Source organism: Kribbella shirazensis, assembly GCF_011761605.1.
Classification (GTDB): domain Bacteria; phylum Actinomycetota; class Actinomycetes; order Propionibacteriales; family Kribbellaceae; genus Kribbella; species Kribbella shirazensis.
Genome location: NZ_JAASRO010000001.1, coordinates 6627438 through 6646947, shown reverse-complemented (window position 1 = coordinate 6646947; position 19510 = coordinate 6627438). Strand labels below are relative to the sequence as shown.

Here is a 19510-nt window from a genome sequence, read left to right as displayed (position 1 = left end):
CTCACGGCTCAGCTCGCCGAGGCGGCCAGCTCCACCAGGGTGCGGACCGCGTACCCGGTCCCGCCGTTCGGGGTGTAACCCGAGGCCGCGCCGTCGTTGAACGCCGGGCCGGCCACGTCCAGGTGGACCCAGTCGATGCCGTCAGCAACGAAGTCGCCGAGGAAGGCGGCCGCCGCGAGCGCGCCGCCCCACGGCTCGCCCGTGATGTTGGCGAGGTCCGCGACCTTCGAGTGCGACTTCAGCTTGTCCAGCATCTCGGACGGGACCGGCAGCGGCCACATCGACTCACCGGCCGCGACGGCCGCGTCGACGACCCGGTCCCGGGCGCTGTCGGCGTTCCCGAACGCGCCGGCCACCTTGGTGCCGAGGGCAACGACGCAGGCGCCGGTCAGGGTGGCCACGTCGACGATCAGGTCGGGCCCGTCCTCGGACGCCCGGACCAGCGCGTCGCCGAGCACCAGCCGGCCCTCGGCGTCGGTGTTCAGCACCTCGACGGTCTTGCCGCCGTACATGGTCAGGACGTCGGACGGCCGGGCCGCCGAACCGGACGGCATGTTCTCCGCCATCGCGGCGTACGTCGTCACCTGGACCGGCAGGCCGAGCCGCGCGATCGCGATCGTGGCACCGATCACGGCGGCCGCGCCGGCCATGTCGGACTTCATGCTCACCATGCCGGTCGACGTCTTCAGCGACAGGCCGCCGGAGTCGAACGTGATGCCCTTGCCGACGAACGCCAGGTGCGTGACCGGCTTGCGGGGCGTGTAGGTCAGCCGGACCAGCCGCGGCGGGTTCGTCGAGCCCTGGCCGACGCCGAGGATGCCGCCGTACCCGCCCTTCGCGAGCGCCTTCTCGTCGAGGACCTCGACCTTGACGCCGTACTCCTTGCCGAGCTTGACGGCGTCGGCGGCGAACTCGGCCGGGTGCAGGTCCGACGGCGGGGTGTTCACCCAGTCCCGGACCTGGGCGACGGCCTCGGCGGTCACCTGGGCGCGCTCGAGCGCGGCCTTGGCGTCCTTGTTCCGGGCCAGGTCGGTGAGGACGGTGAGGTTGCCGGGGACACTGTCGGCACTGTCGGCGCCGTCCGACGACTTGTACGCCGTGAACGCGTACCGCCCCATCAACGCGCCTTCGGCAACCGCGCGCACGCACTCGGCGTCCGGCGTCGGCAGCGCGAACGCGACCGTCTGCGAGGTCTTCGCGGCCCGCACACCGGCGCCGGCCGCGGCCCGCAGGTCCTCGGTCTTCAGCTCGCCGTCGGGGGCCGCGCCGAGACCGACGGCGATCAGCGTCGCGGACTTGCCCGGCCGGCTCGACTGAGGCCCGGGCACCTTCGTCACCTCGCCCGTCTTGCCGGTGGCGCCGAGGCCGGACAGCACCTCCACCAGCTTCCCGCCGTACGCGGCGTTCAGCGACTCGGTGCCGGCCGGCAGAGCGACGCCGCCGCCGAGTTTGACCACGCCGATGACCACGGCGTCGGTCTTGACGCCGGCGGCATCTGACTTGCTCAGGGTGATGGTGGTCACGAAATCCTCAGTCCTCCTTGACCGGCAGGGCAGACGGCCGGTCGTCACGGTACGTGCAAGCTGCCTGAGCATGCTACGCGTCGGGTAAGTTCCGCTCCATGACCCAGGCACCTGAGCTGAAGAAGTCCCCGTTGCACGAGCGTCACGTCGCGCTCGGAGCCAAGTTCGCCGAGTTCGGCGGCTGGGAGATGCCTCTGGAGTACGGCGGCGTGGTGGCCGAGCACACCGCGGTCCGTACGTCGGTCGGCGTCTTCGACGTGAGCCATCTCGGCAAGGCGACCGTGAAGGGCCCGGGCGCCGCGGCCTACGTGAACGCCTGCCTGACCAACGACCTCGGCAAGATCGCGCCCGGCCAGGCGCAGTACACCTTGTGCTGCAACGAGCGCGGGGGAGTGGTCGACGACCTGATCGCCTACCTGCACGCGGACGACGACGTGTTCCTGATCCCGAACGCCGCCAACACCGCCGAGGTGGTCCGCCTCCTCCAGGCCGACGCCCCCGACGGCGTCGAGGTCACCAACGTGCACGACGACTACGCGATCCTCGCCGTGCAGGGCGCGAAGAGCGACGAGGTGGTGTCCGCGATCGGCCTGCCGACCGGCCACGACTACATGTCGTTCGCGACCGCCGACTTCTCCGGTACGCCGGTCGTCGTCTGCCGCACCGGCTACACGGGCGAGCGCGGGTTCGAACTCGTCGTACCGAACGCCGCCGCGGTGGCGGTCTTCGACGCGCTGCTGCAGGCCGGTGAGCAGTACGGCATCGTCCCGGCCGGGCTCGGGGCGCGCGACACGTTGCGGACCGAGATGGGGTACCCGCTGCACGGCCAGGACATCTCGCCGGACATCACGCCCGTCCAGGCGCGGTCCGGATGGGCCGTCGGCTGGAAGAAGGAGCACTTCTGGGGCGACGCGGCGCTGCGGGCCGAGAAGGAACGCGGCGCGGCCCGGATCCTGCGCGGTCTGCGCGCCTCCGGAAGGGGTATTCCGCGGCCGCACATGACAGTTCTGGATCAATCCGGCACGGCGTTGGGTGAAGTCACCTCGGGAACGTTCTCGCCGACGCTGAAGAAAGGCATCGCGCTCGCGCTGCTCGACGCGACGGTGAAAGAAGGCGATCAGGTGATCGTCGACATCCGCGGCCGCCAGGAGACCTTCGACGTGGTGAAACCGCCGTTCGTGACCGTTCATGTGCGGTGACAGCGCTCCGCCACTGAACGCCGCAAATCGTCACACTACGTAAGATACTGGCACAAAATGGCCACTGTCGGTGTTGTGCCGACGCGTTTCGCGTAGGATTGACTGCGCAGGGTGACGAAATGGAGCAAATGTTCCGTTCGAGTACGCGTTCCGGTAACGATTTGTGCACTGCTGCCGGGACCTGCTGGTTTGGTGTCACAGTGTCGGGCAGGCTAGCGCGCGGTTGTGGCGCAAAGGGCCTGTCAAGGGGATTTGACGCAAGCCCACCACAGAGCAAAGGCTCGGCACGGCATCCACCGATATGTGCCGGATCTGCGGACCGAAATCCGGCCGACTGAACTGACGGAGTGCGAATTGAGTATTGGGTCGCCCGACTCGACCGTAGGAGTCGAAGAACACCCGGCGTCGGCTGAGCCGGCCCGCACGGCCGCTACTCCGCACGGGAAGTCGCCGAGCCGCATCGCCTTCGACCGGTTGCGCAAGGACAAGGTCGCGGTGGTCTGTGCGTCGATCGTGCTGTTCTTCATCCTGGTCGCGGTGCTGGCACCGCTGCTCAGCAAGCTGGAGGGCCAGGACATCGGCACCTTCCACACCGACCTCGTCGACGAGTACGGCTACCCGACGATCGGCGTGAACGGTGACCACTGGTTCGGTGTCGAGCCGAAGACCGGCCGGGACAACTTCGCCCGCTGGGTGTACGGCGCGCAGCCGTCGCTGATCATCGCCTTCGTGGCCACGGTGGTCGGCACCACGGTCGGGGTTGTGATGGGCCTGCTCGCCGGCTTCCTCGGCGGCTGGGTGGACCGGGTCATCTCCTGGCTCATCGACTTCGTCCTGAGCCTCCCGCTGCTGCTGTTCGCGATCGCGATCGTGCCGATCGTCGAGTCGATGCGCGGCGGGTCGTTCAACCTGACTCCGGAGGAGCAGGCGGACATCCGGTTCTACGTGCTGATCTTCGTGCTCGCGTTCTTCGGCTGGGCCGGCCTGGCCCGGATCATCCGGGGTGAGGTGCTCTCGCTGCGCGAGCGCGAGTTCGTGCTCGCCGCCAAGGCGATCGGTGTGCCGACCCGGCAGGTCCTGTTCAAGGAGCTGCTCCCGAACCTGGTCGCCCCGATCGTGATCTCGGCCTCGTTGTCGCTGCCCGCGTACGTGACCGCGGAGGCCGGACTGTCGTTCCTCGGCGTCGGACTGGTCGAACCGAAGCCCTCGTGGGGCCAGACGATCGCTGTCGCCACCAACTGGTTCAAGGCCGACCCGCTCTACCTCTGGCTGCCAGTGGTCGGGATCACCGCTCTGGTGCTCGCCCTGGCACTGCTCGGAGACGCGATCCGGGACGCCTTCGACCCCAAGACTCGCCGGTAGTACGGCGATTGCCCCTGCGGCAGAAAAGGAGAAACCCGAACATGCAGTGGAAACGGATAACCGCGGTCGCGGCGACGGTCATGCTGGCCGCCGTGGCGTGTGGCAGCCCGTCGTCGAACAGCGGCAACAATGGTGGTGGGAACAACGTAGGCGGCGCCCAGGAGAAGGCTATTGACGCCACTGCGAAGGGCCCGGCCGCCGAGGTCGAGGGCGCGAAGAAGGGCGGCACCATCACCGTCCTGTCCGACGTGACGCCGGACACCTTCGACCCGACCAACACGTACTACACCGATGGCAACCAGATCGAGAAGCTGTTCTTCCGGACGCTGACGCAGTACCGGCTGGACGGTCCCGACCACAAGCCGGTCCTGGTTCCGGACCTCGCGGAGGACCTCGGCACCAAGTCCGAGGACGGCCTCACCTGGACCTTCAAGCTGAAGCAGGGCATCAAGTACCACGACGGCACCCCGGTCAAGGCCGAGGACTTCGCGTACGCGATCAAGCGCTCCTTCGCGCACGACCTGTACGACGCCGGACCGACGTACCAGCAGCAGTTCTTCCTGGACGGCGACAAGTACAAGGGTCCGTACGTCGCGGGCGGCGAGAACTACAAGGGTGTCGAGACGCCGGACGACCACACGCTGGTCATCAAGCTGGCGAAGAAGTTCGACGACCTTCCGTTCTACGCGGCGTTCCCGATGTTCACGCCGATCCCGAAGGCGAAGGACACCCAGAAGAACTACGAGCAGCGTCCGATGTCGACCGGCCCGTACATGGTCCAGTCGTACAACCCGGGCAGCCAGCTCAAGCTGACGAAGAACCCGCACTGGGACCCGAACACCGACCCGGTGCGGCACCAGTACGTCGACAACTGGGACTTCAAGTTCGCGCAGGACACCCTGAAGGTGCAGCGCCAGGTACTGGCCAGCTCCGGCCCGGACGCCAACGCCGTGAACTACTCGAACCTGGACGTCTCGCTGCTGCCGGAGGTCAAGGACCAGGCGCAGCTCGTCAAGGGCCCGTCGCCGTGCACGATCATGTACACGATGGACACCCGGAAGATTCCGCTCGAGGTCCGCAAGCTGATCGCCAAGGCGCACCCGTACGACGGCTGGCGCAAGGTGGCCGGCCTGAACCCGACCGACGACCCGCCGGCCTCGACGATCCTGCCGCCGGCCGTCCCGGGCTTCGACAAGTACGAGCTCCCGGGCCTGACGGGTACCGGTAAGGGCGCCGAGGACGACGCGGTCGCCAAGGAGGTCAAGGACGAGCTGACCAAGCTGGGCAAGGCGAACTTCGAGCTCAGCTGGTACTACTCGATCGACGACCCGATCTCGACGCGCACCACGCAGTTCCGCAAGCAGATGTTCGAGAAGGCCGGCTTCAAGGTCCGCGCCATCGGTGTCCCGAAGGCGAAGATCCGCACCTTCACCGGTGACCAGAACGCTCCGGTGAACATCGGCAAGACCCCGACCGGTTGGTGCTCCGACTGGCCGAGCGGCACCAGCTGGTTCCCGGTGCTGTTCAAGTCGGACGCGATCGAGCTGGGCAACAGCGTCGGTCAGCTGCAGGACAAGGCCCTGGACGCGCAGATCGACGCGATCACGGCCAAGTCGCCGGACGAGCAGCTGAAGGAGTGGAAGAACATCGACAAGGAGATCCTGGACAAGCACCTCCCGGTTCTGCCGCTCTACTACAGCTCGAGCAACATGCCGATCGGCAAGAACATCGGGAACGCGATCAACGACCCGACTCAGGGCCTGTTCGAGTTCACCTCGATGTACCTGAAGCAGCCCTGATCGAACTGACGCAGTACTGATCCACTGAACGGTGGCGTGGTGCCCCGGACCACAGTCCGGGCACCACGCCGCTCGGTGAGGAGACAATCCCGTGCTCTATTTCGTGGCGCGCCGGCTGGTGAGCGCGCTCAGTGTCGTACTGGCAACGCTGATCGCCACCTTCGCGTTGTTCTTCATCGCGCCGACGGACCCTGCCGGCGCGATCTGCGGCGAGCGCAACTGCACCCAGCAGCGCTACAACGAGATCCGGACCAACCTGCACCTCGACAAGCCGAAGGCGCAGCAGTTCGCGGAGTACACCGCGGGGATCTTCACCGGCCGCGACTTCACCACCTCGGGGGTGAAGCAGCACTGCGCGGCCCCGTGCCTGGGCTTCTCGTTCAAGAACGACCGCCCGGTCACCGACATGATCAAGGACCGGTTCCCGGTGACGCTGTCACTGGTGATCGGGTACGCCGTCCTGGTGCTGACGATCGGTGTCTTCGTCGGCTCGATGGCGGCGAAGAGACGTGGGACCGTGGGCGACCGGGCCCTGATGACCAGCACCCTGGTGGTCAGCTCGGTGCCGTACTACATCGTCGCGCTGATGGTCGCCCTCTATCTGACCGTGCTGTATCCGATCCTGCCGCGCGGCGGCTGGACACCGCCGACGGAGAACCCGGCCAAATGGGCGGCCGGTCTGATAACCCCGTGGCTGGTACTCGGCGTCTACAGTTGTACGTCGTACGCGAGGTACTCCCGCGGCTCGATGGTCGAGACGCTGAGCGAGGACTTCATCCGGACCGCGCGGGCCAAGGGCCTGTCCGACCGCGTGGTCACCTACAAGCACGCCCTGCGGTCCGGGTTGATCCCGGTCGTGACGATCTTCGGTCTGGACGTCGCCGGCAGCCTCGGCGGCGCGATCTTCACCGAACGGATCTTCGACCTCCCCGGGCTCGGCGTGCTGGTGCTGGACAGTTTGAACAGCTACGACCTGCCGGTGATCATGGGCACCGTGCTGGTCGCCTCGGTGATCATCGTCGCGATGAACTTCCTGGTGGACATCGGCTACAGCCTGATCGACCCGCGGGTGAGGTTGTCGTGAGCACACCAGCCCCTGAGGACCGGGCCCCTGAAAACAGGAAGGACACCGTGAGCGAAGGCGAAGCCACACAGGCCAAGCGTGGCCCCTCGGTCGCCACCCGCGAGCGGCGTCAGGGCGGGGCGAACCCCAGCGGCGAGACGCCGTACCTGGTGGTCGAGGACCTGGCGGTGAAGTTCCCGACCGCTGACGGAGTGGTCAGCGCGGTGAACGGCCTGAGCTACTCGGTGCCGCTCGGCCGGACGCTGGCGATCGTCGGCGAGTCCGGCTCCGGCAAGTCGGTGTCGAGTATGGCCGTGATGGGCCTGCACGACCGCAAGCGCACCCAGATCACCGGCTCGATCCGGCTCGACGGCGACGAGATCGTCGGCCTGAGCGAGAACGAGCTGATGAAGATCCGCGGCGACGCGGTCTCGATGGTCTTCCAGGACCCGCAGTCCTCGTTGCACCCGCTGTACACCGTCGGCAACCAGCTGGTCGAGGCGTACCGCGTGCACCACAAGGTCACCAAGGACGTCGCCAAGAAGCGCGCGCTGGAGATGCTCGACCTGGTCGGCATCCCGAACCCGGCCCGTCGCTTCTCGCAGTACCCGCACGAGTTCTCCGGCGGTATGCGGCAGCGCGCGATGATCGCGATGAGCCTGATCAACGACCCGAAGCTGGTGATCGCCGACGAGCCGACCACGGCGCTCGACGTCACCGTGCAGGCACAGATCCTGGACCTGCTGAACAACCTGCAGAAGGAGTTCGGCTCCGCGATCGTGCTGATCACGCACGACCTCGGCGTGGTCGCCGAGATGGCCGACGACGTGCTGGTGATGTACGCCGGGCGCTGCGTCGAGTACGGCACCGCCGAGGACGTCCTGGCGAACCCGCGGATGCCCTACACCTGGGGCCTGCTCGAGTCGATCCCGACCGTGTCCGCGGCGAACGAGAAGCTGCGCCCGATCAAGGGTCTGCCGCCGAGCCTGCTGAACCTCCCGAGCGGCTGCTCGTTCAACCCGCGCTGCCCGTACACGGACCGGGTCAAGGGCGAGCTCTGCACCACGCAACTGCCGGAACTGCTGCCGGTCGACGGCGCCGGTGCGCACACGTCCCGTTGTCACCTGCACGACAAGGCCTCGGTGTACGAGGCCGAGGTCGCGCCGAGACTGGGCTGACGAGAGGGGACTGAGGAATCATGAGCGAAACTCTCTTGCAGGTCCGCGACCTGAAGATGCACTTCCCGATCAAGGAGGCCGCCGGCCTCGGCCGGACCAAGAAGGTCGTCCAGGCCGTGGACGGGGTGAGCTTCGACCTGAAGGCCGGAGCGAGCCTCGGCCTGGTCGGTGAGTCCGGCTGCGGCAAGTCGACCACCGGCCGGATGATCACCCGGCTGCTGACCCCGACCTCGGGTCAGATCGTCTTCAAGGGCACCGATATCGCGCAGCTGAAGGAGCGGGACCTGCGCCCGTTCCGTCGCGAACTGCAGATCGTGTTCCAGGACCCGTACAGCTCGCTGAACCCGCGGCAGACGGTCAGCAACATCATCAGTACGCCGCTGCGTGTCCACAACCTGGTGCCGAAGGGCAAGGAGCTCGCCCGCGTCCAGGAGCTGCTGGAGCGCGTCGGCCTGAACCCGGAGCACCACAACCGGTACCCGAACGAGTTCTCCGGCGGTCAGCGGCAGCGGATCGGGATCGCCCGGGCGCTCGCCGTGGAGCCCGAGGTGATCATCGCCGACGAGCCGGTGTCCGCGCTCGACGTGTCGATCCAGGCCCAGGTGATGAACCTGCTCGAGGACCTGCGCAAGGACCTCGGCATCGCGTTCGTGTTCATCGCGCACGACCTCGGCGTGGTCCGGCACTTCTGTGACGAGGTCGCGGTGATGTACCTCGGCAAGATCGTCGAGCAGGGCAGCCGGGACCAGATCTACAACGCGCCGCAGCACCCGTACACCCAGGCGCTGCTGTCCGCGGCTCCCGACCTCGGCACCATTCGCGGTGTCCCGCCGAAGGAGCGGATCCGGCTGGTCGGCGACGTACCCTCGCCGATCGACCCGCCGAGCGGCTGCCGGTTCCGGACCCGCTGCTGGAAGGCGGAGGACATCTGCGCCACGCAGGAGCCGCTGCTGGAGATCAAGCCCCAGTCCAGCGCCGGCCACACGGCCGCCTGCCACTTCGCGGAGCCGAAGGTCGACCTGACCGCCGCCACGGCGTAAGGCAGGTGTGAGACACGAGTAGGCCCTCCGTCAACGGCGACGGAGGGCTTACTTGTGTCCGGCTCGTGACCGGTACGGTTACGCGCGGCCGTGGGCCTGGCGGCTACGCCGGCTGAGGGAGTCGATCGTGACGGCGATCAGCAGGACGCCCGCGGTGACGATGTAGCGGACGTTGGAGTCCAGGCTGAGCAGTGCGAGGCCGTTGGAGATCGACGTGATCACCAGCGCGCCGAGCAGCGCGGAGTACGCCGAACCGCGGCCACCGAACAGGCTGGTACCGCCGATGACGGCGGACGCGATCGCGTTCAGGTTCACGTCCGTACCGCCGCTCGCCTGGCCGACCGCGACCAGCCGCGCCGCGGCCAGGATGCCGCCGACCGCAGCGAACGTGGTGCAGGCGGCGAACACCGACAGGTAGATCATCCGCACGTTGATGCCGGCCCGGCGCGCGGCCTCCACGTTGCCGCCGACAGCGAACACCGAGCGGCCCCAGCGCGTCCGCCGTACGGCGATGTCGGTGACCACCACCAGCGCGAGGAACAGCAGGAACATCGACGAGACACCGCGGTCGCCGTTCAGCACCGCGACCGGGATCAGCAGCACCACCGCGAGGCCGGCGGCCTTGAGCGCGATGACCGAGGTCGGCGCCGCGGACAGACCGGCCGCGGCCCGCGCGCCGCGGCCCTGCAAACGGCTCAGGGTGTACGCCACCACGACCAGCGCGACCAACGCGTAGGCCATGGCGGGGGAGAGGAAGCTCCGCGTCGCGAATCCGACCAGCGCGGAGTCGTACGGCAGGTTGATCGTGCCGTCCTTGCCCAGCACCAGCAACTGCAGACCGAGGAAGCCGAGCAACCCGGCGAGGGTGATGACGAAGCTCGGTACGCCGAAACGCGTGTAGAGCAGGCCGTAGAACAGGCCGATCACCAGGCCGAGCGCGACGCCCGCGACCAGCGACAGCACGATCGGCCAGCCGTGGTTCACGAATGTCACGCCGACGACCGCGGCCGCCACGCCACTGACCGAGCCGACCGACAGATCGATCTCGCCGAGCAGCAGGACCAGAACGATGCCGAGGGCAATCACACCGACCGACGTGGTCTGCAGCGTGAGGTTGACCAGGTTGCGGCTGGACAGGAAGGAGCTGTTCGCGACCTGGAAGACCGCCCAGATGATGACCAGGCCGACGATCACCGGGACCGAGCCCAGGTCGCCGGACCGCAGCCGGGAGGTGAACGCCGACACGGCGCCGCTGACGCCGCTGCTCGCGATCAGCCGCTCGTCCTGCAGATCGGCCGGTAGCTGGGCCGAGCCTTGCGCGCTCATGATTCCTCCAGGCTTCGGCGCGCCGCGCGCTCGGAGACGGCGTTGTCGGTCGCGCCGGTGATGGCGGCGATGATGTCCTGCGTCCTGGTCTCGCTGACCACGAAGACGCCGTTGTTGCGGCCGAGCCGCAGGACGGCGACCCGGTCGGCGACCGCCATCACGTCGGCCATGTTGTGGCTGATCAGGATCACCGCGAGGCCGCGTTCGCGCAGCCGCTCGACCAGGTTGAGGACCTCGGCGGTCTGAGCTACGCCGAGAGCCGCGGTGGGTTCGTCCAGCATCACGACCTTCGGCCGGCCGAGCAGGCTGCGCGCGATCGCCACGGTCTGCCGCTGGCCGCCGGACAGGCTGGCCACCGGGATCCGCACCGACGGGATCTTCGCGGACAGCTGGCGGAGCAGCTCCCAGGACTGCCGCTCCATCTCGACCTCGTCGAGAGTGCCGCCGTTGACGAGCTCGCGGCCGAGGTACAGGTTCGCGACGACGTCCAGGTTGTCGCACAGCGCCAGGTCCTGGAACACGGTGGCGATCCCGAGCTGCTGCGCCTCGGCCGGGCTGCCGACCCGGACCGGGCGGCCGTCGAAGACCATCGTCCCGTCGTCGGCGGTGTAGACGCCGGCGATGGTCTTCACCAGCGTGGACTTGCCGGCGCCGTTGTCGCCGACCAGTGCCAGCACCTCACCGGCCCGGACGTCCAGCTCGATGTTCTTCAGGGCCTGTACGGCGCCGAAACGCTTGGATACCCCGTGCAGCGTCAGCACCGTGGCGGCGCCGACGTCGAGGGGAGCCGGGGTATCAGGTGGGGACACAGTCACTCGATCAGCCTCCTGGCTTGCGTGTGTTTCAAGCATGCGCCCCCCGCACCTCACTGCGGGGGGCGCACGCCGCGGGGCGGGTCAGTTGGTGCTCAGGCCTGCGGCGGTGCAGGCGGCCGCGAACGACGCGGTGCAGATGTCGGTGACCTTGTAGATGTTGTCCTTCACCACGGTGTCCTTGATGTTGTCCTTGGTCACCGCGACCGGGTCGAGGATCGTCGACGGTACGCCGCTCTTCTCGGTGGTGGACTCCGGCTTCTGACCGTTCGCCAGCGCGACCGCACCCTTGGCGGCGGCCTCGGCCTGCGGCTTGACCGCCTTGTAGATGGTCATCGCCTGGTCGCCGGCGACGATCCGCTGGATCGCGGCGAGTTCCGAGTCCTGCCCGGTGACCGGCGGCAACGGCTTCACGCCACCGCCCTTGAGCGCGGCGATCGCGCCGCCGGCGGTGCCGTCGTTGGCGGCGTACACCCCGACCAGGCCGTTCTTGATCGCGCTCAGCTGACCTTCCATCCAGCCCTGCGCCTTGTCCGGGCTCCAGTCCGGGGTGTCGAACTCGGCGGCGATCTTGAAGCCGCTCGCGTCGAGCACGCTGTGCGCGCCCTTCTTGAAGTCGGCGGCGTTCGGGTCGGTCGGCGAGCCGTTGATCATCGCGATGTTGCCGGAGGTCTTGCCGGCCGCCTTGAGCGCCTCGACCAGGGTCTGCGCCTGAAGCTTGCCGACGGCCTCGTTCTCGAACGAGACGTAGTAGTCGGCGTTCTCGATGAAGCGGTCGTAGGCGACGACCGGGACGCTCTGGGCCTTCGCGGAGGCGGCCACCGCGGCGGCGGCCTTGCCGTCGACCGGGTCGAGGACCAGCACGTTCGCGCCCTGGGTCAGCGCGGCCTCGGCCTGCTGCTGTTGCTTGGCGGCGTCCTGGTCGGCGTTGCTGTAGATCAGTTCGCAGTTCCCGCAGGCCGCCTTCAACGCCTCGGTGAACAGCGGCCGGTCGAGCGCCTCGTAGCGCGTGGTCTTCGACTCCGGCAGCAACAGCGCGATCTTCTTCGCGCTGCCTGAGCCGCTGCCGGAGTCGCCTGAATCGTCAGAGCCACAGGCCACCAGGGAGACGGCCAGGGCCGAGACGGCGATGCCGAGGCCGACGAAACGTGTTGCTGAGACGGACATATAGCGGCTCCTTGACGAGACGGCCCCGATTGGCCTGCCCCGAAGTACAGCGCGCCGGAGTCTTGGCGTCAAGACTTGAATTCAAGAAATGGAGATATTGCTATGGCTCAGCATCGACGCGCGGTGGATCGCGCCGACGATGTCGGCCTCGTCGCCGAGCTCGGCGGCCCGGAGCTCGACGGTCGCCGCGGCGCTCGGGATCGCACACCGGTCGAGGGCCTCACGCAGCGGGCCGAGGATGAGCTCGCCGGCCTCGGCCATCAGGCCGCCGACGACGATCACCTCCGGGTTGAGCAGGTTCACGACCCCGGCCACGGCGACGCCGACCCGCCGGCCGGCGTCCTCGATCACGCGCCGGCAGCCGAGGTCGCCGCCGAGCCCGCGCGTCACGATGTCCTTCAGTCGCAGCGGTCCGTGGGACGCGGCCAGGCTGTTGATCAGTGCCCGCGAGCCGACGAATGTGTCCAGACAGCCGCGGTTCCCGCACCGGCAGATCGGGCCGTTCTCGTCGATCGTGACGTGCCCGATCTCGCCCGCCGTACCGGCCGAACCGCGGAACACCTCGCCGTTGATCACGATGCCCGCGCCGACGCCGTACGAGAACTTCAGATAGCAGCCGTTCCGGACGCCGCGCAGCGCACCGGCCCGCAGTTCGCCGAGGGCGGCCAGGTTGGCGGTGTTGTCGAGCGCGACCGGGGCCCGCAGGTAGCCCGACATCGCGTCGGCGACGTTGACGCCGCGCCAGCCGGGCAGCACCGCGTCGGAGCCCGCCTCGCCGCTGACCGCATCGACCGGCATCGGCAGTCCGAACCCGATCGCGGAGATGTCCTCGACGCCGGAGCTGACCGTCTCGGCCAGGTCGGCGAGCAGCCGGGCGGCGCGCTCCATGCCCTCGTCGGCGACGTGATCGGCCTGCAGCGGCATCAGTTGCTGGGCGAGGATCTCGCGGGAGCCGTTCGCGACCGCGACGCGGACGTCGCGCTCGCCGAACGCGACGCCGGCCAGCAGCCCGCCGCCGGACGCGAGCGAGACCAGGACGGCGCGGCGGCCGTTGCGGATGCTGCGGGACAGGCCAACCATGCCGGCCTGGTCCAGCTCGCGGACCATGTTCGACACGGTGGCGGCGGACAGGCCGGAGGCGGCCGCGATCTCGACCTGGGTGAGAGGGCCGTGCTGGCGCACCACCCCCAGAACGCGCGCACGGTTGGCTTCGCGCAGCGAAGTCTGCGAGCCCGGCGCAGGGCGGGTTGCGTTCATTACATAAAGATAACGGATCGCGGCGCACTCACGAGCGCGACATTAGACCACCCGGGTCGTGGCCTGGTGGATGCAAGCGTTCACACGGTCAGGGCGAGGGCCAGGAGTGCCACCGGAAAGGCCAGTTCGACGGTTGCTCCGAGGACGTCACCGGTGGTGCCGCCGAGGGCGCGGACGGCGCGCCGGCTGGTGAGCAAGCTGGTCGCGACGGCCAGGAGGACGGCTGCTGCGCTGCCGATCGAACGGAGTACGCCGAAGTCGGCCGTCAGCCAGGTGAGTCCGAGGGTGGTGGCGAGTACTGCGGCTGTGGTGAGTGCTGCGGTAAGTGGGCGGACCGTGGCGGCGACGAAGGATCCGAGGCCGTCGGGGCGGGCGGCGGGGATCGACGTACGGCAGGACCAGGGGAGGGTGAGGCGGCTCGCCGTGGTGGCGATCAGGACGGCCTGCCAGCCGAAACCGGCTTGCAGGCAGGCGGTGAGGGCGGCGACGTCGAGGAGCAGTACGGCGACGATCGCCACGACACCGAACGGGCCGATGTCGCTCTGCTTCATGATCCGCAGCATGGTCTCCCGGTCCCGCCGCGATCCGAGGGCGTCCGCGAAATCCGCGAGCCCGTCCAGATGCAGCCCACCCGACAGCCCAGCCACCACCAGCACACCGAGCACGGCCGCGAGCAGGTCCGCCTCCGGCTTGAGGAGTTGCGTCAGCGCGACCACACCCGCTGCGATCCCACCCACGAGCACGCCGACAGCCGGACCAACGACCATCGCCCGGCCGCCCACCTCCCGATCGACCCGCCCCGGTACACCGGCAGGCAACACCGTGAGCGTCCCGACCGAGACCCGCACGGCGTCACCCCACCTCTGCGCCTGCTCGGGTGGCCTCATGTGAGGGGGATTGTTCGGCCGGCGATGGTCCAGAGGACCTCGTCGGAGGCGAGGGAGATCGTGGTGTTGAGGCGGCCCATCAGGTCGCGGAACAGGCGGGTGCCGGGGTCGGCCGGGACGATGCCCGAACCGACGTCGTTGCTGACGGCAACGACACGGCGCGGGGTGGACGACCAGACGGCGGCGAGGTTCGCGATGCGGTCGTCGACCAGACCGGCGCGGTCGAGGTCGGACCACACCCGCAGCTCGTCCATCGTGCGGGAGAGCCACAGCGTGAGGCAGTCGATCAGCAGCGGAGGCCCGGCGGACTCGAGCAGCGGCACCAGGTCGATCGTCTCGGCGAGGCCCCACGACGCCGGGCGGCGCGCCTGGTGTTTCGCGACCCGTTCGGCCCATTCGGCGTTGCCGGAGTCGTGTCCGCCCGTGGCGACGTACACGACGTCGGGGACGGCGGACAGCAGACGCTCGGCGGCGATCGACTTACCGGACCGGGCGCCGCCGAGAACCAGGGTGCGATCAGCCATCTGTCCTCCCGGACTCGAAAACCACCGGCGCCTCGAAGGCCGCCTTCCGCGCCGTACGCCGGAACGCGTTCAGGATCGGCCGCCCGAGCGCCAGCACCAGCACCGCGCACAGGATCCCGCGCGGAATGTCCCACCCCAGCGACGTCGCCACCACGAACAGGAGGTACCGGTGCAGGTTGTCCGCCAGCGCGTCACCGGGGATGAACGAGAAGTCGCTGCCGAACGTCGCGTACGGCCAGAACCACAGGTTCATCACCACGCCGTACAGCACTCCCGACACCAGCGAGTACACCGCGAGCAGCAGCAACTCCAACCGCCCGCCGAGCCGCGGCAGTAGACCGGCGAGACACCCGACCCACGCGCACGCGAACATCTGGAACGGCATCCACGGCCCCACCCCGCCGCTGATCATCGCCCCGCCCAGCAACGACACCGCCCCGAGCACGAACCCGAACCCGGCCCCGAACGCCCGCCCTGCCAGCACCAGCAGGAAGAACCCAGGTTCGAGCCCCGCCGTACCAGGACCCAACGCCCGCAGCGCGGCGCCGACCGCCGCGAGCATGCCGACCAGCGAGATCACCTTCGCGTCGATCCCCGCCTCGGACAGCTCCGCGAGAACGACGGCCACGAGCAGCGGCAGCAGCAACACGAACAACCACGGCGCGTCCGTCGTATGGCCGATCGCCGACTCGCCCACCTGCGACGTGTGGAAGAACAGCGGCCACGCGAACGCCAGCACCCCCACCGACGACGCGACCAGGAGTGCTGTCGTACTCCGTGGCTTGAAACGGATGAGCTTCACGATGCCCGAACCAGGGCGTCAGCGACCTCACCGACGGTCAGGAACGGCAGCGGCGCCAGGATTTTCGCGACCTGCGGCGCGAACGCCGGCGACCCGGCGATCACCTCCGCGGTCTCCCCGTCGCTCACCAGCTCGCCCTCGGCGAGCACCATGACCCGCGTGGCGACCTCGGCCACCATCTCGACGTCGTGCGTCGACAACACCACCGCATGCCCGGCGGCGGCCAGCTCCCGCAGAATCGCCACCAGTCGCCGCTTCGCCCCGTAGTCCAGTCCGCGCGTCGGCTCGTCCAGCAACAGCAACGGGGGAGCGCCACACAGTACGACGGCCAACGCGAGGCAGAGCCGCTGTCCCTCGGACAGGTCGCGCGGATGTACGTCGAGCGGTACATCCGGCGCCAGCCGCTCGAGGATCGCCCGGCAACTACCTGCGGGCACCTTGAAGTCGGAGTCCGCGCTGGCGCACTCGTCCGCGACCGTGGCGGCGTACAGCAGGTCTGCAGGTTCCTGCGGGACCAGGCCGACCGCCTTGACCAGCTGGTCCGGTTTGGTACGTCGTGGGTCAGTGCCGGCCGCGGTCGCCGTACCGGACCGGACCGGCACGATACCGACCAGTGCGTTGAGCAGCGTCGACTTGCCGGCTCCGTTGCGGCCCATCAGTGCGACGACCTCGCCGGCCTTGATGCTCAGTGAGACACCGCGCAGCGCCGTCAAGTTGCCGTAGCCAACGACCAGGTCGCTGCAGCGCGCCAGCTCGTCACCGAGCGCGGTAGCGGGCCGTGCCGGAGCAGCAGAGTCCAGCTGGCCTCGTAGCGCGACAGCAGCTCGCCTGGCGTCCCGTACAGACAGGGGGAGTGGTGACCAACCAGCCAGCCGTCCCAGCTCCACCACCGGTGGCGCGACCGGGGCAGCCACCATGCGCTCGGCAGGCAGTCCGGTCGACACGGCAGCGGCACCACCAGGTACTTCGATCACGCGGTCGGCGTACTGGATCACCCGCTCCAGCCGGTGCTCCGCCATCACCACAGTGACGCCCAGGTCGTGGACGAGCCGCTGGAGCGCGGCCAGTACCTCCTCTGCCGCCTGTGGGTCCAGCGCCGACGTCGGCTCGTCCAGCACCAGTACGGCGGGATGTGACGTGAGGGCTGCACCGATGGCGGTGCGCTGCCGCTGACCGCCCGACAACGACGTCAGCGCGCGGTCACGGACATCGGCCAACCCGAGGAGGTCCAGCGTCTCCTCGACGCGCCTCCGCATCACGTCCGGCGCCACACCGAGCGACTCCATGCTGTACGCCAGCTCGTCCTCGACCGTGTCGGTGACGAACCCGGCCATCGGGTCCTGCCCCACCATCCCCACCACGTCCGCCAGATCCCGCGGCCGGTACTCGCGGGTGTCCCGCCCGTTCACGAGCACCCGCCCGGCCAGCGTGCCACCGGTGAAGTGCGGCACCAGACCGTTGATTGCCCGCAGCAACGTCGACTTGCCGGACCCGGTCCGCCCGATCACCAGCGCCAGCTCGCCCTCCGGCACAGTGAAGCTCACGTCCCGCAGGGCGGGTTCGCGCGCGCCGTCGTACGTCATGGTCACCTGGTCGAACTCGATCATGCGGCCGCCTCCTTCAGAGGTGGTGCGGCCAGTGCGGGCACCAGGCCGATCAGTACGCCGACGACCGGCAGGACCGGTACCGGCGGGATCACCAACGGGCCGGCCAGGAGCAGACCGTTCACACCGAGGACCGCCGCGGTCACCATCGCGCCGGCAGTGACCGCACCAGCCGCTACGACCAGCCACTCGGGCAGCGCCCACGGATCGGGGCGATAGCGCGTCCGCGACACCCGCTGCCGCCCGACGGCCATCGCGGCGACCGCCAGGAGCACTCCGACCGCCAGCGCACCCGCAGCGAGTGGGAACGCCATGGAGTCGGTCAGCAACGCGTAGACACCCAGCAGGATCCCCAGGAGTCCGAGCAGGACGCACAACGCGGTGAGCCGACGCTGCGCCTTCGGAGCCTGCGCCGTACGGCCGTAGCCGCGTGAGTCCATCGCGGCGGCCAGCTCGACCGATCTGTCCAATGCACCTTCTAGGACTGGCATGGCCGTTGTACGGAAGGAGGCGCGCGTGCGGCCGCGCAGACGTCGGGCTGCGCGGACGCGGCGGGCGTCCGTCACCAGTTGCGGCGCGAAGGTCAGGGCGACAACGCAGGCCACCCCCATCTCGTAGAGGGCCCCTGGCAACGACTTCAGCAACCGCCGTGGGCTGGCGAGTGCGTTGGCGGCTCCGACGCAGCAGAGCATGACGGCCAGCTGACCGCCGTCGTACAGCGCGGTCACCAGTGCCTCGGCGGTCACCTGACCGCCGAGCTTGACGCCCGCAGCCCAGTCAGGCAAGGGGATCTGCGGCAGGGTGAACAGCACCGTGTTGCCCTGCGAGCGGGTCGACAGCAGCGCCTGCAGGACCACGCGGACGCCGATGACCAGCAGACCGAGCTTGAGGAACGCAGTGAAGCTGTGTGCCCACGGTGCGTCGCTCCGGCGGGCCGACACGACGAAACCGGTCACAGCGAGGATGAGGACCAGCAGGACCGGGTTGCGCGTCCTGCTGGCCGCGACAGCCATGCAGAGCGCCCACAACCACCAGGCCCCCGGGTGGAGTGCCCGGGGGAGTGTGAGGTTGTGTACGGCGCGCATCTACTTGCTGGCTGCGGTACGCCGACGGCTCAGGACGAACCCGCCACCGGCCAGGAGGACGACCACGACAGCCGCGATGACGATGCCGGCCCACGGTGCGCCGCCGTCGTCGTCGGAGGACGAGGACGCGGCCGGTGAAGGCGACGGGGTGGCGGTGGAGCCGACGGCCTGCCCGATCTGCAGCGTCACGGGCGCGTCGGTGGCCGGAACCTTGATGTCCTTCACCGGATCGCCGCAGCTCTTCGACGGGTACCCGGCGATGCCGCAGGTCAGGCCCTTCTCGATCCGTACCGGTGCGACCGCGGCCAGGACCTGTGCGCCGTTCGCCTTCGGAGCGATCACCACGCAGGTACCGGTGGCCGGTGGCGGCGTTTCACCCGCGACGGCGTCCTCCGGCGTACCCGCGTCGACGACCAGCGCCACGCGCTTCTTGCCGGTCTCCGCCGGGGTCTTGCCACAGATGGCCTCGAAGTCGCCCGCTGCCCGCGGCACCCGCGGCTTGGCGCCGCCGACGGCGTACCGCCAGCCCTCGACAGCCCCGTCGGCCGGGACGAAGGCGTCGGCGCCCTTCTGTGAGAAGGCCCACTGCCCGTTGCTCCATTGGTAGTAGCCCCAGAAGCGGTAGCCGTCTTCAGCGTGAGCTGAAGTGGCTGTCAGAGTGACGCTGGTCCCCGCCAGCAGGAGACCCGCCAGCAGGCTGAGGACCAGTCGTACGGTCCGGCGATATGCAGTCATTGTCGTTCCTCGGTCGGGCCGCAGCCCGGTGGAGGAAGTCCCGCCTGCAACCGGCAGGGTAGGGGCTCCACCCGCGGACCACGGCGGGTAGTTGAGCCTGACTACCTGCGTCACAGTGTTCCGGCTCGCCATCCCGATCCAGTGCCG

General features: G+C 69.0%; 17 protein-coding genes. 6 read left to right on the top strand and 11 right to left on the bottom strand.

Going from position 1 to position 19510, the window contains the following annotated elements:
• Positions 1–8: 8 nt before the first annotated feature.
• Positions 9–1523: a leucyl aminopeptidase gene (locus tag BJY22_RS31905; protein ID WP_167214263.1), complete on the bottom strand. Its 1515-nt coding sequence runs from the start codon at positions 1521–1523 to the stop codon at positions 9–11.
• A gap of 98 nt (positions 1524–1621) precedes the next feature.
• Between BJY22_RS31905 and gcvT the strand changes: the two genes are divergently transcribed.
• From gcvT to BJY22_RS31875, 6 genes are all read left to right on the top strand, one after another.
• Positions 1622–2722: a glycine cleavage system aminomethyltransferase GcvT gene (gcvT, locus tag BJY22_RS31900; protein WP_167214261.1), complete on the top strand. Its 1101-nt coding sequence runs from the start codon at positions 1622–1624 to the stop codon at positions 2720–2722.
• A gap of 354 nt (positions 2723–3076) precedes the next feature.
• On the top strand, positions 3077–4084 hold the full coding sequence (locus BJY22_RS31895; RefSeq protein WP_167214258.1) for an ABC transporter permease: 1008 nt from the start codon (positions 3077–3079) through the stop codon (positions 4082–4084).
• Positions 4085–4125: 41 nt separating this feature from the next.
• The gene (locus BJY22_RS31890; protein WP_167214255.1) at positions 4126–5883 is read left to right on the top strand and encodes an ABC transporter substrate-binding protein; all 1758 of its coding nucleotides are present in this window, start codon (positions 4126–4128) and stop codon (positions 5881–5883) included.
• Between the two features lie 91 nt (positions 5884–5974).
• Positions 5975–6967, top strand: a complete 993-nt coding sequence (locus BJY22_RS31885) for an ABC transporter permease subunit (protein WP_167214251.1) — start codon at positions 5975–5977, stop codon at positions 6965–6967.
• Positions 6968–7014: 47 nt separating this feature from the next.
• Entirely contained in the window at positions 7015–8124 is a 1110-nt protein-coding gene (locus BJY22_RS31880; RefSeq protein WP_167214248.1) for an oligopeptide/dipeptide ABC transporter ATP-binding protein, read from the top strand.
• A 20-nt stretch (positions 8125–8144) separates the two neighbouring features.
• On the top strand, positions 8145–9164 hold the full coding sequence (locus BJY22_RS31875; RefSeq protein ID WP_167214245.1) for an ABC transporter ATP-binding protein: 1020 nt from the start codon (positions 8145–8147) through the stop codon (positions 9162–9164).
• A 78-nt stretch (positions 9165–9242) separates the two neighbouring features.
• Here the strand turns inward: BJY22_RS31875 and BJY22_RS31870 are convergent, their stop codons facing one another.
• From BJY22_RS31870 to BJY22_RS31825, 10 genes are all read right to left on the bottom strand, one after another.
• Positions 9243–10490: a sugar ABC transporter permease gene (locus BJY22_RS31870; RefSeq protein ID WP_167214242.1), complete on the bottom strand. Its 1248-nt coding sequence runs from the start codon at positions 10488–10490 to the stop codon at positions 9243–9245.
• Entirely contained in the window at positions 10487–11305 is an 819-nt protein-coding gene (locus tag BJY22_RS31865) for an ATP-binding cassette domain-containing protein (RefSeq protein ID WP_420371424.1), read from the bottom strand. The genes BJY22_RS31870 and BJY22_RS31865 overlap by 4 nt, the downstream gene beginning before the upstream one ends.
• An 81-nt stretch (positions 11306–11386) precedes the next feature.
• Positions 11387–12469 carry a substrate-binding domain-containing protein gene (locus BJY22_RS31860; protein WP_167214236.1) on the bottom strand — a complete coding sequence of 361 codons (1083 nt, stop codon included), beginning with the start codon at positions 12467–12469 and terminating at the stop codon, positions 11387–11389.
• Positions 12470–12550: 81 nt separating this feature from the next.
• On the bottom strand, positions 12551–13726 hold the full coding sequence (locus BJY22_RS31855; protein ID WP_167214234.1) for an ROK family transcriptional regulator: 1176 nt from the start codon (positions 13724–13726) through the stop codon (positions 12551–12553).
• 80 nt (positions 13727–13806) lie between these two features.
• Complete coding sequence (cobS, locus tag BJY22_RS31850; RefSeq protein ID WP_167214231.1) at positions 13807–14613, bottom strand: adenosylcobinamide-GDP ribazoletransferase; 807 nt, start codon at positions 14611–14613, stop codon at positions 13807–13809.
• Positions 14610–15137, bottom strand: a complete 528-nt coding sequence (locus tag BJY22_RS31845; RefSeq protein ID WP_167214228.1) for a bifunctional adenosylcobinamide kinase/adenosylcobinamide-phosphate guanylyltransferase — start codon at positions 15135–15137, stop codon at positions 14610–14612. Before BJY22_RS31845 ends, cobS begins: the two co-directional genes overlap by 4 nt.
• Positions 15130–15939 carry an ECF transporter S component gene (locus BJY22_RS31840; RefSeq protein ID WP_167214225.1) on the bottom strand — a complete coding sequence of 270 codons (810 nt, stop codon included), beginning with the start codon at positions 15937–15939 and terminating at the stop codon, positions 15130–15132. Before BJY22_RS31840 ends, BJY22_RS31845 begins: the two co-directional genes overlap by 8 nt.
• Positions 15936–17546, bottom strand: a complete 1611-nt coding sequence (locus BJY22_RS31835) for an ABC transporter ATP-binding protein (RefSeq protein WP_167214222.1) — start codon at positions 17544–17546, stop codon at positions 15936–15938. Before BJY22_RS31835 ends, BJY22_RS31840 begins: the two co-directional genes overlap by 4 nt.
• Positions 17543–18628 carry a CbiQ family ECF transporter T component gene (locus BJY22_RS31830; protein ID WP_167214220.1) on the bottom strand — a complete coding sequence of 362 codons (1086 nt, stop codon included), beginning with the start codon at positions 18626–18628 and terminating at the stop codon, positions 17543–17545. The genes BJY22_RS31835 and BJY22_RS31830 overlap by 4 nt, the downstream gene beginning before the upstream one ends.
• Positions 18629–19363, bottom strand: coding sequence for an SCO2322 family protein (locus tag BJY22_RS31825; RefSeq protein WP_167214217.1), 735 nt, complete (start codon positions 19361–19363; stop codon positions 18629–18631).
• Positions 19364–19510: the final 147 nt, after the last annotated feature.

Excerpts from the sequence above, each read along its gene's own strand:
- gcvT (WP_167214261.1), top strand. The coding sequence starts at position 1,622 with ATGACCCAGGCACCTGAGCTGAAGAAGTCCCCGTTGCACGAGCGTCAC.
- BJY22_RS31890 (WP_167214255.1), top strand. The coding sequence starts at position 4,126 with ATGCAGTGGAAACGGATAACCGCGGTCGCGGCGACGGTCATGCTGGCC.
- BJY22_RS31875 (WP_167214245.1), top strand. The coding sequence starts at position 8,145 with ATGAGCGAAACTCTCTTGCAGGTCCGCGACCTGAAGATGCACTTCCCG.
- BJY22_RS31870 (WP_167214242.1), bottom strand. The coding sequence starts at position 10,490 with ATGAGCGCGCAAGGCTCGGCCCAGCTACCGGCCGATCTGCAGGACGAG.
- BJY22_RS31860 (WP_167214236.1), bottom strand. The coding sequence starts at position 12,469 with ATGTCCGTCTCAGCAACACGTTTCGTCGGCCTCGGCATCGCCGTCTCG.
- BJY22_RS31855 (WP_167214234.1), bottom strand. The coding sequence starts at position 13,726 with ATGAACGCAACCCGCCCTGCGCCGGGCTCGCAGACTTCGCTGCGCGAA.
- cobS (WP_167214231.1), bottom strand. The coding sequence starts at position 14,613 with ATGAGGCCACCCGAGCAGGCGCAGAGGTGGGGTGACGCCGTGCGGGTC.
- BJY22_RS31845 (WP_167214228.1), bottom strand. The coding sequence starts at position 15,137 with ATGGCTGATCGCACCCTGGTTCTCGGCGGCGCCCGGTCCGGTAAGTCG.
- BJY22_RS31835 (WP_167214222.1), bottom strand. The coding sequence starts at position 17,546 with ATGATCGAGTTCGACCAGGTGACCATGACGTACGACGGCGCGCGCGAA.
- BJY22_RS31830 (WP_167214220.1), bottom strand. The coding sequence starts at position 18,628 with ATGCGCGCCGTACACAACCTCACACTCCCCCGGGCACTCCACCCGGGG.
- BJY22_RS31825 (WP_167214217.1), bottom strand. The coding sequence starts at position 19,363 with ATGACTGCATATCGCCGGACCGTACGACTGGTCCTCAGCCTGCTGGCG.